The organism is Sorangium sp. So ce321, from assembly GCF_051530195.1.
In the GTDB taxonomy this organism is placed as follows: domain Bacteria; phylum Myxococcota_A; class Polyangia; order Polyangiales; family Polyangiaceae; genus Sorangium.
The window spans coordinates 9,821,757-9,833,890 of sequence record NZ_CP150329.1; the positions used below are offsets into that span (position 1 = coordinate 9,821,757).

A 12,134-nucleotide genomic window follows, 5' to 3' on the forward strand; every position below is an offset into this window, starting at 1 on the left:
CCGTGAGGGGCCTGGTCGAGCCAGCGCTCCAGCGTGCCGACGTCGCCGATCGTCACGCCGATGACGTCGTTCAGGCCCGGGTGCTGCTGCCCTGGATCTCGGTGCGGTGTGGTGGCCGCCTTCACGAGCCCGGGCGGCGCCGCTTGCGCCGGCGGCGCGCGCCGTCGCACCCTCGCGCGCGATGCTCGCCAGAAGCTCGCCCGACCGGCGGCGCCGCGCCCCGGCCGGCGCGGTCGCCGCGCCGCTCATCGCGGTGCTCTCCTTCGCCTCGCTCGCGTGCGCGCCGGCGCCGGCGCGCGCCCCCTCGCGCGACCCCGCGCCGCTGCGGAGCCTGCGCATCCCGGACGCCGACCTCGATCGCGGGCCGCGGATCGTGTCCGCGGCCGAGGCGCTCCGCGATCTCGACGACGCGCGCTACGCCTTCGAGCAAGCGTACGCGGGGCTCGACGGGCGCTCGCCGTCGCCCTCGCCGCGCGCGATCGCCCGGGCCGAGGGCGCGCTCCGCGGCCGCGCGGCGTGGCGGCCCGAAGAGCTCGCGCGGCTCCTCCGCGACCTGTTCGGGGCGCCCGACGGCCACCTCGCGTTCGGCCACGGCGGTCGCGCCCCGCTCCGGTCGACCGCCGCCCCGCTGCGCCCGTCCGGCCCCGCGCCCCGCAGCTCCGCGCGCGCTTCCTCGAGCGCGCGCCCGCGCGCTTCCCCTCGCGCGGTCGCTGTGGCGGAGGCGCCGCTGTCGGGCCTCCCGCGATGGGCCGCGCCGCCGCGCCGCCCTCGCCACGGCGCGCCCGTCGAGCTCACGCGCGGCCGCGACGGCGTCCCGGTGCTCGCCATCCGCACCTTCGACAGCGCCGCCACCGCGTCGCTCGCGGCCTTGCCCGCGCTCGCGGCCGAGCTCCGGCGCGCGCCCGCCTTCGTCGTGGACCTGCGCGGCAACACCGGCGGCGATTACCGCTTCGCCGAGCGGTTCGCGCTCGCGCTGACCGACGCGCCCCTCTGCGCGCTCGACGAGCGCGAGGTCATCTCCGTCGCCGCGGCGGAGGGGCGCGCGAACAGCGTCCGGCGGCGGCTCGCGCGCGGCGACGTCCCGGAGGCGGCGCGGCCGCGCTTCGTCGAGCACCTCGCCGCGCTGGAGCGCCTCGCCGGGGCGCTGCGGGCGCGCCCGGGCTCCGCAGCACCGCGCGCCGACCTCACGACCCGCGGCGCCGTGGTGCGCGGGCAGGCGGCGGGGGCGCTCGAGGGGCGCGCCGTCTTCCTGGTCGACCGCGGCTGTGCGTCGGCGTGCGAGATGCTGCTCGCGCTGGTCCGCCAGATCCCCGGCGCGCTCGTGGCCGGGCAGAACACCCGCGGCGGCATGAGCGTCGGCGAGGTCGCGCTCTTCCGGCTCCCGCGCTCGGGCGTCACGCTCTCGCTCGGCACCCGGGCGTTTCGCGACCCGCTCGGCGACTTCGCCGAGCTGCGCGGCTTCGAGCCCGACGTGCGGCTCGACGGCGCCGACCCTGCGGGCGACGCGGCCGCTCTGGCGCGGCGCGGCTGGCCCGCCAGCGCGCCTCGCCGCGGCGCGCGGGCGACGTGCGCACGGCGTTGAGTTCGTGAACGGTCCGCGTATCCTGGCCTCGCTGCACCGAAGCACCCGCAGTTCCTTGGAGTCGCCGTGAGCGCGACGGGAGCCAGCATGCCGCACAGGCAATTGGAAGGGAGTACCGTGCCGCCTCGCCGCGCCGCCGCGTCGCGCGCCCGCCGCGCGCCGGCCGTCGCGTCGATCGTCATGCTGCTCGGGATGGCCGCGCCCGCGGCCGCGCAGGCGCCGGCCGCCCGCCCGAAGGCTGCATCCGGCAACCAGGTTGCGCCTCCTGCGGCGCCGGGCGCGTCCCCGAAGCCTGCGAGCGCGTCCCAGGCGCCTCCCGGCGCGTCCCAGGCACCTCCGGGCGCGTCCCAGACGCCTCCTGGCGCGTCCCAGGCGCCTCCGGGCGCGTCCCAGGCGCCTCCGGGCGCGTCCCAGGCGCCTCCTGGCGATTCCGCGATGCCTGCCGGCGCGTCCCAGACGCCTCCCGGCGATCCCGCGACGCCTCCGGGCGTGTCCCAGACGCCTCCGGGCGGCGCGCAGATGCCCTTTCCGCACGGCTACTACCTGCCGCCGCCGCTCCCGCCGTGGGCCAACCCGCGGACCATCGAGTACGTGGAGGGGGATCCGGTCCCGCGCGGCTACGCGTTCAAGACCAGGGCGGACCGCACGCTCGTCGGGGCGGGGCTCGTGACGTTCGGCGTCCCGTACGCGCTCTCGTTCACGGTGGCGAGCATCGCGACCCTCGGGGACGAGGACTTCGACCAGTTCGGGCCGCTGTTCATCCCGTTCGTCGGCCCGATGATCGCGGCGACGACGCTGGAAGGCGCCGAGGGCTCGGCCATGTTCTGGCTCACGATGGACGCCGTGGCCCAGGTCGGCGGGCTCCTCCTGTACGTCGCCGGCTTCGCCCACGAGGAGGTCTACCTCCAGCGCCAGTTCGCGGTCGGCGCGCGCGGCGCCGAGGCCGCCTCGCTGCGCGCGCCCACCCTCTCGATCGGCGCGTCGTCCGCCGAGCTCCGATGGCGATTCTGAGCCGGCGCTCCCGCGCCGGGAGCGCTCACCCCGAAGGGAGACGCACGTGACCGCGATCCGCACTGTCCATTCGATGGCCGCGCTGCTCGGCGCGCTCGCGCTCGCGCTCGCGGCGCCGGCCGCCGCGGAGAGCGCCCCTTCGCCCGCGCAGGGCGCGCCGCCGCCCGGCTACGCGCCGCCGCCGGGCTATGCGCCGCCGCCCGGCTACGCGCCGCCGCCCGGCTACGCGCCGCCGCCCGGCTACGCGCCGCCGCCCGGCTACGCGCCGCCGCCCGGCTACGCGCCGCCGCCCGGCTACGCGCCGCCGCCCGGCTACGCGCCGTATGTGCCGGCCGTCATCTACGGCATGCCGCGGACGCTGCCGTTCAAGGAAGAGGGCGAGCGGCCAGACGGCTACCGCCTCGAGACGCAGATGAGCCGCCGGCTGATCGTCGCGGGGTCCATCGTCCTCGGCAGCGCGTGGGCGCTCTCGGCGCTGACGGCGGGGACCATCCTCAGCGAGGGAGAGAGCGGGAGCGGTAGCTACTCGCCGCTGTTCGTGCCCGTGGGCGGCCCGTTCATCACGCTCGCCACGGGCGAGGACGTCGACTTCTCCGACGACGACGGCCAGGTGACCGGCACCCTCGTGCTCCTCGACGGGCTCACGCAGGTCACGGGGTTCGCGCTGCTCGTCGCGGGCCTCGTCGCCAACCAGAAGGTCTGGGTGCGCGACGACATCCCGCGCAAGGTGTCGCTCCACGACCCCGAGCTCGTCGTGGGCCCGACGGGCGGGACCCTCCGCGTCCGCTTCTGATCCGCTTCTGAGCAGAAGCGGCCCGCGACCGCGGGGCCCCACCCCGCGACCTCACCGCGCGGCCATCACCGCACCGTCGTGCGATGGTGGCCATGCGGCCTCGCTTCGTCGCCTCACTTCTTCGTCGATCGATACGTCGCGTCGAACGGCGAGCCCCCCTGCGGCACCTCGCGGACGACGCCGCGATCCGGGTTCGCCGCGACGTGGCGCAGGATCCAGAAGACCGTCTCGACGTCGTCCGTGCCCGCCGCGCGCGCGATCTCGTCGAGCGGCAGCGCCCGCCCCGCGGCCGCGCCGAGCGCCGCGAGCACGCGGGCCTGGAGGTCCAGCACCTGCTGCGCTGCCTTCTTGCCGGCCTCGACCCCGGGCTGGTGGTACGCGTTGATGCCGACGAGCGACGCATACAGGCCGACCGCGCGCTCGTAGAGCGCGATCAGCATGCCGACGGCGCGCGCGTCGACCGCCTCGATCGTGATCGAGATCGACTCGCGCCCGCTCTCGGTCAGCGCCTTGCGCGTCCCCTGGAGGAAGCCAGAGAGGTAGTCGCCCGTCGTGACGCCGGGGTCGACCTCGATCGCGCCGCGCGACGGCGCGCGATCGCGGAGCACCTCGATGAACGTGACGAAGAAGTTGTCGAGCCCGTCGCGGAGCTGCTGCACGTACGCGTGCTGATCGGTCGAGCCCTTGTTGCCGTAGACGGCGATCCCCTGGAAGACCTCCTTGCCCTGGAGATCGAGCCGCTTGCCGAGCGACTCCATCACGAGCTGCTGGAGGTAGCGGGAGAAGAGCTCGAGCCGGTCCTTGTACGGCAGCAGCACCATGTCCTTCCGGCCCGCGCCGCCCGTCGCCGAGTACCAGGCGAGCGCGAGCAGCGCCGCCGGGTTCCGGAGCACCTCCTTCGAGCGCGTGACCTCGTCGACCTCGCGCGCCCCCTGCAGCATCTCCGCGATCGACAGCCCCTGGAGCGCCGCCGGCAGCAGGCCGACCGCCGAGAGCTCGCTCGTCCGCCCGCCGACCCAGTCCCACATCGGAAAGCGAGCCAGGAAGCCGTGCTTCACCGCGAACTTGTCGAGCTCGCTCCCCTCCCCCGTCACCGCGACGGCGTGCGCGCCGAGCGAGAGCCCGAGCCGCCTGTACGCCGCCTCGAGCTCGAGCATCCCGTTGCGCGTCTCCTTCGTCCCGCCCGACTTGGAGATGATCACCGCGAGCGTCGCGCCGAGGTCGTCGCCGATCGCGTCCAGCGTGCGATCGATCCCGTCGGGATCCGTGTTGTCGAAGAAATACGGCTGCATCCGATCAGCCGGCGTCCCGAGCGCCGAGGCGACGAACTGAGGCCCGAGCGCCGAGCCGCCGATCCCGACCACGAGCACCTTGCGGAAGCGGGCCGCCCGCTCCGGCCGCACCCGCGCCGCGTGGACGTCCGCGGCGAAGCTCAGGATGCGCGCGGTCGTCTCCTCGATGGCGGCGCGGAGCGCGGCCTCGGGCGCGAGCTCCGGCGCGCGCAGCCAGTAATGGCCGACCCGGCGGTCCTCGTCGGGGTTCGCGATGCTCCCGCCCTCGAGCGCCGCCATCTCGGCGAGCGCGGCCTGCATCCGCGGCTCCATCGCGGCGAAGAAGCCGTCCTCGAAGCGGATCCGGCTCACGTCCAGCCAGAGACCCAGGTTCGCGTCGTGGAAGAGGTGGTCCCGGAAACGGTCGAAGGGGATGCCGGCGGGCGCCGGTCCTCGCCCCCGGGTTGCGCGGTCTTGATCCATGGCCCCCTTCTACCGCTTCTACCTACCGTTTCTCCAGGCGCTCGAACCCCTTGTCCGCGCGATGTTCCGCCCCATGCGCCGGAGTCATCGGAAAACGACTCTAGCGTGCCGCCCCGACACGCGTTATTTGCAGGCCGACCACGATGCAGCTTGATTTCGGAATCAATGCAGGGCTCGTCGAGGAGCTCTATGCCCAGTACCTCGAGAACCCGGAGTCGGTAGACCCCGGCTGGCGCTCGTTCTTCGAGGGCAAGAACGGCGGCGCCGCGCCCGGCAGGCTGCCCGCTCCGGCCCCGCTGCCGACCATGCAGGCCCAGGCGCTGCGGCCGTCGGCCGCGCCGGGGAACGGCAACGGCAAGAAGACGAACGGCGAGGCAGCGAAGACGCTGGAGGCCGCGTTCGCCCAGACGCTGAGCGAGCACCCGACCTCGACCGAGACGTCGCGCGATCTCAAGGTGCTCGCGGAGGCGGCGCTCAAGGCGCGCGTCTACGCCCTCGTGAACGCGTACCGCGTGCGGGGCCACCTCTTCGCGCACGTCGACCCGCTCGGCCTGCCGCCCGCCACGCCGCCCGAGCTCGACCTCACGAACTTCGGGCTCCGCGTCGAGGACCTCGACCTGGCCTTCCCGACGACCGACCTCGCCGGCGTGCCGCCCGTCCTCACGCTGCGCGAGATCATCCGCCGGCTCGAGGAGACGTACTGCCGCTCGATCGGCGTCGAGTTCACGTTCATCGAGGAGCCCGAGGCGCGCCAGTGGCTCCAGCAGCAGATGGAGTCGACGCGCAACCGCCTGACGCTCGACCGCCAGAAGCAGCTCCGGATCCTGACGAAGCTCTCCGACGCCGAGATCTTCGAGCAGTTCATCCACAAGTCCTACGAGGCGGGGACGAAGCGCTTCTCGCTCGAGGGCGCCGAGAGCCTCATCCCGCTGCTCGACCTCATCATCGAGCGCGCGGGCGGGCACGAGGTCGACGAGATCGTGGTCGGCATGGCGCACCGCGGCCGGCTCAACGTCCTCGCGAACATCATGGACAAGAGCCTGCGCGAGATCTTCGCGGCCTTCGAGGACAAGGACGCGGAGCGCCACCTCGGCAGCGGCGACGTCAAGTACCACCTCGGCTACTCGACCGACCGGACGCTCGAGAACGGGCGCAACGTCCACCTCACGCTCACGTTCAACCCGAGCCACCTCGAGTTCGTGAACCCCGTCGTGCAGGGGCGCGTCCGCGCGAAGCAGGACCGGCGGCTCGCCGACGGCACCCAGGACGCGCGGCGCCGCGTGATGCCGCTGCTCATCCACGGCGACGCGGCGTTCATCGGGCAGGGCGTCGTCGCCGAGACGCTCAACATGATGAACCTGCCCGGCTACACGACCAGCGGCACGGTGCACGTCATCGTGAACAACCAGGTCGGCTTCACGACCGATCCGATGGAGGGGCGCTCGACCCGCTACGCCTCCGACATCACGCGGATGCTCAAGGTCCCCGTGTTCCACGTGAACGGCGAGGACCCGGAGGCGGTCGCGCACGTCGCGCAGCTCGCGATCGACTACCGCACGCGCTTCGGCTCGGACGTGGTCATCGACATGTACTGCTACCGGCGGTACGGCCACAACGAGGGCGACGAGCCGCGCTACACGCAGCCGCGGATGTACGCCGCGATCGACAAGAAGCCGACGGTCCGGCAGGTGTACGTCCGGCGCCTCATGGAGCTCGGGCAGGTCACCGAGGAGAAGGCCGAGGAGATCGTGGTGCGGCGCCGCGAGGCGCTCGCCGCCGCGCTCGACGAGGTGAAGCAGAAGGGCTTCGCGCCGGTGCTCTACTCGATGGGCGGCGTCTGGTCGCACTACCGCGGCGGCGCCGACCAGGCGACGCCCGACGTGCCGACGAGCGTGCCGGCCGAGAAGCTCATCGCGCTGTCCGAGCGGCTCCTCGAGCTGCCCGAGGGCTTCAAGGCGCACCCGAAGGTGCTGCCGACGCTCAAGCAGCGGCACGAGCGGCTCGTCGCCGGCGAGCCGTTCGACTGGGGCACGGGCGAGATGCTCGCCTACGCGTCGCTGCTCTCCGAGAAGACGCCGGTGCGGCTCTCCGGGCAGGACGTGCAGCGCGGCACCTTCAGCCACCGGCACGCGGTGCTGCGCGACGTGGACACGGGCGTGCGCTACGCGCCGCTGTCGCGCGTGGCCGAGGGGCCGGCGCGCTTCGAGGCGTACAACAGCCCGCTCAGCGAGGCGGGGGTGCTCGGCTTCGACTTCGGCTACAGCCTCGACTACCCCGACGGCCTGGTCATCTGGGAGGCGCAGTTCGGCGACTTCCTGAACGGCGCGCAGGTCATCGTCGACCAGTTCCTCACGTCGAGCGAGGACAAGTGGCACCGGCTGAGCGGCATCGTGCTCTTCCTGCCGCACGGCTACGAGGGCCAGGGGCCCGAGCACTCGAGCGCGCGCATCGAGCGCTGCCTCCAGAACAGCGCCGAGGACAACATCCAGGTGTGCAACCTGACGACGCCCGCGCAGCTGTTCCACGTGCTCAGGCGGCAGGTGCACCGGCCCTGGCGCAAGCCGCTCATCATCGCGACGCCGAAGAGCCTGCTGCGCGTCCCGGCGACGTCGAAGGGCCCGCACCGGCCCGTGTCGACGATCCAGGACCTCGCCGAGGGCAAGTTCCACCGCGTGCTGCCCGACACGAGCGGGGTCGATCCTTCGGACGTGAAGCGGATCCTGCTCTGCTCGGGCAAGGTGTACTACGACCTCGCGATCGCGCGGGAGACGCGCGGCCTCAAGGACGTGGCGATCCTGCGGCTCGAGCAGCTGTTCCCGTTGAACGAGGAGATCGTCGAGGCGCTCGCGCCCTACAAGGACGGCACGCCGCTCGTGTGGGTGCAGGAGGAGCCGCGCAACTACGGGTCCTGGTACTACATCCTCGCGGTGCTCCGGCAGCGCATCGGCGACAGGCTCCCGCTCTCGTGCGTGAGCCGCGCGCCGAGCTCGAGCCCGGCGACCGGCTCGCGGGCGAGCCACCTGCTCGAGCAGAAGATGCTGATGGATGAGGCGTTCGTCGGGGGCAAGCTTTGAGCGAAGCGGCGAGCCTGCAGGACAGGTACGCGCCGCACAATCGCTGCTTCGGGTGCGGTCCGGCGAACGACCGGGGGCTCCGGCTGAAGAGCCGCGTCGAGGGTGACGCGGTGGTCTGCGACTTCACGCCGGAGCCGCACCACGAGGCGTTCCCCGGGATGCTCAACGGCGGCATCATCGGGGCGCTGCTCGACTGCCACTCGAACTGGACCGCGGCCTACCACCTCATGCAGGCGCGGGGGGCCGACGCCCCGCCGTGCACGGTGACGGCGGACTTCCACGTGAAGCTGAAGAAGCCGACGCCGCTCGGCCCGGTTCACCTGCGGGCGCAGGTGGCGGAGACCGAGGGGGATCGCGTCGTCGTCGAGGCGACCCTGGAGGCCGGTGGCCGGGTCACGGCGACGTGCCGCGGGACGTTCGTGGCCGTCAAGGAAGGGCACCCGGCCTTCCACCGCTGGTAGCGCCGGCTGGCGCGGCGTACGGGCGCGGCCGGCGCGCAGCGGGTGGACGCCGGCCGGATGCGGCCGGCAGGCGCCAGCGTCGCGCGGCGGGTAGGCGCGGCTCGGGCGGCCCGTCCGCGACCGGGAAGGCGTTGCTCGCCGCCTCCGTGGCACACGCGATGCTCGCGCCCCGGCGAGCGGCGTTCCCGGCGTGGATCACGGGATCCCGCCGTCCTCGTGACGCCGCGAAGCGAGGAGAATTCTCAATGAAGGCAAACACCGGGGTCGCGATCGCCGCGGGGGCGCTCGCCGTGCTCTGCGCGAGCGTCGCCTCTGCGCAGGACTACGAGGGCGAGGTCCCGCCGAGCTACCTGCGCTCTCCGCTGAGGGCGCCGGGCAACGCGCTCGAGATGGGGGTCAGCGTCGGGTACGCGCAGGGGTTCGGCGACATCGGGAGCGAGCGGCGCTTGCGCGACCTGTCGGGCCCTGGCGCGCGCGTGGGCGTGGCGCTCGGCTACCGCGCGGTCCCGGGGGTCGGCCTCGGGCTGACGTCGAGCTACGAGCAGTACATGGCGCGGGGCACGGAGCGGCGCGGGACCGACGTGCGCGGCATGACGGTGGGCACGGAGGCGAGCTTCCACCTCGCGCCGTTCGATCGCGTCGATCCGGTGATCTCGCTGGGCGGTGGCTACCGGGTCCTGTGGACCGCGGCGCCGGGGCGAGCGAGCGACACGGTCACCCACGGGATCGAGCTCGCGCGCCTCCAGGCGGTGCTCGATGTCCGCATGTCGGACAGCGTCGCGCTCGGGCCGTCGCTCGGCGGCGGGCTCAACCTGTTCCTCTGGGAGGACACCGGGGCGTCGATCCGCGCCCGCGAGGTGCCAGGGAAGCGCGTGAACACCTTCGTGTTCGCCGGGCTCCAGGGGCGCTTCGATGTCGGCGGGCAGCGCGTGCGCGAGGTCTTCCCGATCGCGCGGCGCTGAGCGCGGGGGCAGCACACCGTCTCGACGGCGCAAGCGCCGGCGGGTGGTTCCGCGCGGCGGGGGCGGGCGGGCGCGGCGAGCACCGACCGAGGTGCCATAAGGTTTCAGGGGGCTCGAGGTCTCAGGCGCGCCTCGTGTGGCGCGCGACGAAACGTCTCAGCGGGCGTGGCCCGAAGGGAGACATGCCGGGCGGTGTTCCCTGCGCAAGCTCCCCGGTCCCTGTCTTGGCGGATGGCCGAGCGCCCGCCCGCCCCCGCCGCGCGGAACCACCCGCCGTCGCGCTCGGCTCGGGATCCCCTCGGACCGCCGCGCCGCGCCCCCGAGGCGGGCGGCCTCTTCCGGCCCGCCCGATTCCGGTCCCGCGACGCACGGCCTCGGCTACCCTACGCCGCCTGCGGCGCGGATCGCCGCAAGCGCCTGCCCACCGATGCAGCTGTTCATCGCGCTCGCCCTCTTCGAAGGCTGTCCCTTCGACTTCCTGAACAGCCCGACCGCGCTCCGCGGGGCGCTGGAGGCGGCCGTCGCCGCCGGGCCGTTCACCCTGCTGGAGATGGTGGTGGTCCCCTTCTCGCCGCAGGGCATCACCGCGTGCGCCGTCGTGGGCGAGTCGCACGTGGCGCTGCACTCCTGGCCCGAGTCGGGGCGGCTCTTCGTCGACGTCGCGTCGTGCAGCACGCTGGAGAGCGTCCGCCGCGCCGTGGCCGCCATCGGCGGCGCGCTGCCCGAAGGGCGGCTCGCGACCCTCGACGAGCGGATCGTCGACCCCGGCGGCGCGCGGTCGCCCTGACGCGGCGACGCCCTCCGAAAAGGGCGCCGCGCGTCAGGCGAGGGGCCGTGTCACTGGTTGCCGATCACGCGGCGGAGCGGCTTGTTGAACGCGAACATCGCCGCGCCGGCGCCGATGCCGAGGACGGTGAGCATCAGGAAGAACATGTCCTTCGACCAGCGCTCGTAGAAGATGCCGATGTAGCCGCTCAGCGTGTTGCCGAGGAAGCTCGAGATGAACCACATCCCCATCATCATCGACACGATCCGCACCGGCGACACCTTGGTCACGAGCGAGAGGCCGATGGGCGACAGGTAGAGCTCGCCGATCGTGAGCAGCAGCGTGCAGAAGACCGGCCAGAACAGGCTGCCCTTGCCGTCGCCGACCGCCTGCGCGCCGAGGATCATCACGATGAACGAGAGCCCGAGGATGGTGCAGCCGATCGCCATCTTCGACACGCTGGTCGGCTCCGAGCCCCGCTTCGCCTGCCAGCGCCAGAAGATGTCGAGGATCGGGGCGAACAGGATGATGCAGAGCGGGTTCACCGACTGGAACCACGTCGAGGGGAGCTGGAACCCGAGGACGCTCGGCCACACGGTCTTCTCGTCGGCCCAGGACTGCATCGTGTTGCCCTGCTGCTCGTAGACCGCCCAGAAGACGATGTTGAGGGCGCAGAGCGCCACGAGCGCGCCGACGCGCTTCCACTCGTCGCTGGTGAGCGGCTGCTTCTGCTCGCCGACGCCCTCGGCCGCCTTGGTCAGGTTGTCCTTGGCGAGGTACTTCTGCCCCATCAGGTAGACGACCAGCCCAAGGCACATCCCGACGCCCGCGGCGGCGAAGCCGTAGTGCCAGCCGTAGACGGCGGCCAGCGTGCCGCAGACGAAGTTGCAGATGAAGGCGCCGAGGTTGATGCCCATGTAGAAGATGGTGAAGGCGCCGTCGCGGCGCGGATCACCCTTCGGGTACAGGCTGCCTACCTGGGTCGAGATGTTGGGCTTGAACGCGCCATTGCCGAGGATGAGCAGGAGCAGCGCGAGAAAGAACGAGTTCTCGAACGCCATGACGAAGTGTCCGATGGCCATCAGGGCGCCGCCGATCACCACCGTCTTGCGCTGGCCCCACACCCGGTCGGCGAGGATGCCGCCGAAGAACGGCGTGAGGTAAACGAGCCCCGTGTACAGGCCGTAAAGCACGGACGCCTGCTCGCCGGGCGCGGCCGGAAGGAGGCCCCGGATGAACTCCCAGGCGAACACCGTGTCCGGGTTGCCCGGGACGAGCGCGCACGGCTGCGCGTGCTGGCGGCACCCCTGGTACGCCTCGCGCGCGGCGACGAACAGGTAGTTCGCCATGTACAGCTTGAGAAGGCCGCGCATGCCGTAATAGGAAAAGCGCTCCCACATCTCCGCGAAGAAGAGGATCACGAGCCCCGGCGGGTGCTTGAAGCGCCTCTCGAAAGCGGTGACTGGGAGGGCCGGCTCGGTTGCTTGCTCGCTCAATGCTATGTCTCCACGAGCTGGGACCACGCTGCGTGGTCGTCGGGCGATGCAGGAGATCGTGGGGCACGCTGCCCCTCGTCGGCGCAATGCTAGACGATCCGCGACGCTCACGTCACGCGCTGTTTGCGCACAGCGTCGACCCGGGCGAACAGGGTGTCGGCGTGGGCGGGCCCGCGACTGTAGAGGCCGTCGTCGAGGTTGCAGGCCCGCTGCGCCGGGCTGCGCCGAGCTTGCG

At 72.9% G+C, this 12,134-nt stretch carries 9 protein-coding genes; 7 read left to right on the top strand and 2 right to left on the bottom strand.

Annotation, left to right across the window (positions count from 1 at the left end):
* Positions 1-181 precede the first annotated feature (181 nt).
* The 3 genes from WME89_RS36220 (at position 182) to WME89_RS36230 (ending at position 3,386) form a co-directional block, all read left to right on the top strand.
* Positions 182-1,582 (top strand): S41 family peptidase, encoded by a 1,401-nt coding sequence (locus WME89_RS36220; RefSeq protein ID WP_438004196.1) that lies wholly within the window; start codon positions 182-184, stop codon positions 1,580-1,582.
* Positions 1,583-2,071: 489 nt separating this feature from the next.
* The gene (locus WME89_RS36225; RefSeq protein ID WP_438004197.1) at positions 2,072-2,593 is read left to right on the top strand and encodes a hypothetical protein; all 522 of its coding nucleotides are present in this window, start codon (positions 2,072-2,074) and stop codon (positions 2,591-2,593) included.
* 46 nt (positions 2,594-2,639) lie between these two features.
* Positions 2,640-3,386 (top strand): hypothetical protein, encoded by a 747-nt coding sequence (locus WME89_RS36230; RefSeq protein ID WP_438004198.1) that lies wholly within the window; start codon positions 2,640-2,642, stop codon positions 3,384-3,386.
* Positions 3,387-3,499: 113 nt separating this feature from the next.
* Here WME89_RS36230 and WME89_RS36235 read toward each other — a convergent pair whose 3' ends face one another.
* Positions 3,500-5,140 (bottom strand): glucose-6-phosphate isomerase, encoded by a 1,641-nt coding sequence (locus WME89_RS36235; protein ID WP_438004199.1) that lies wholly within the window; start codon positions 5,138-5,140, stop codon positions 3,500-3,502.
* Positions 5,141-5,283: 143 nt separating this feature from the next.
* Here WME89_RS36235 and WME89_RS36240 point away from each other — a divergent pair, with 143 nt between their 5' ends.
* The 4 genes from WME89_RS36240 (at position 5,284) to speD (ending at position 10,424) form a co-directional block, all read left to right on the top strand.
* The gene (locus WME89_RS36240) at positions 5,284-8,214 is read left to right on the top strand and encodes a 2-oxoglutarate dehydrogenase E1 component (RefSeq protein WP_438004200.1); all 2,931 of its coding nucleotides are present in this window, start codon (positions 5,284-5,286) and stop codon (positions 8,212-8,214) included.
* Positions 8,211-8,675, top strand: coding sequence for a PaaI family thioesterase (locus tag WME89_RS36245; RefSeq protein WP_436622108.1), 465 nt, complete (start codon positions 8,211-8,213; stop codon positions 8,673-8,675). The genes WME89_RS36240 and WME89_RS36245 overlap by 4 nt, the downstream gene beginning before the upstream one ends.
* A gap of 245 nt (positions 8,676-8,920) precedes the next feature.
* Entirely contained in the window at positions 8,921-9,637 is a 717-nt protein-coding gene (locus WME89_RS36250; RefSeq protein ID WP_437660589.1) for a hypothetical protein, read from the top strand.
* Between the two features lie 427 nt (positions 9,638-10,064).
* Positions 10,065-10,424, top strand: a complete 360-nt coding sequence (gene speD, locus WME89_RS36255; protein ID WP_438004201.1) for an S-adenosylmethionine decarboxylase — start codon at positions 10,065-10,067, stop codon at positions 10,422-10,424.
* A gap of 50 nt (positions 10,425-10,474) precedes the next feature.
* On the opposite strand, the gene WME89_RS36260 is transcribed toward speD, so the two are convergent.
* The gene (locus WME89_RS36260) at positions 10,475-11,899 is read right to left on the bottom strand and encodes a peptide MFS transporter (RefSeq protein WP_438004202.1); all 1,425 of its coding nucleotides are present in this window, start codon (positions 11,897-11,899) and stop codon (positions 10,475-10,477) included.
* Between the last annotated feature and the right edge of the window lie 235 nt (positions 11,900-12,134).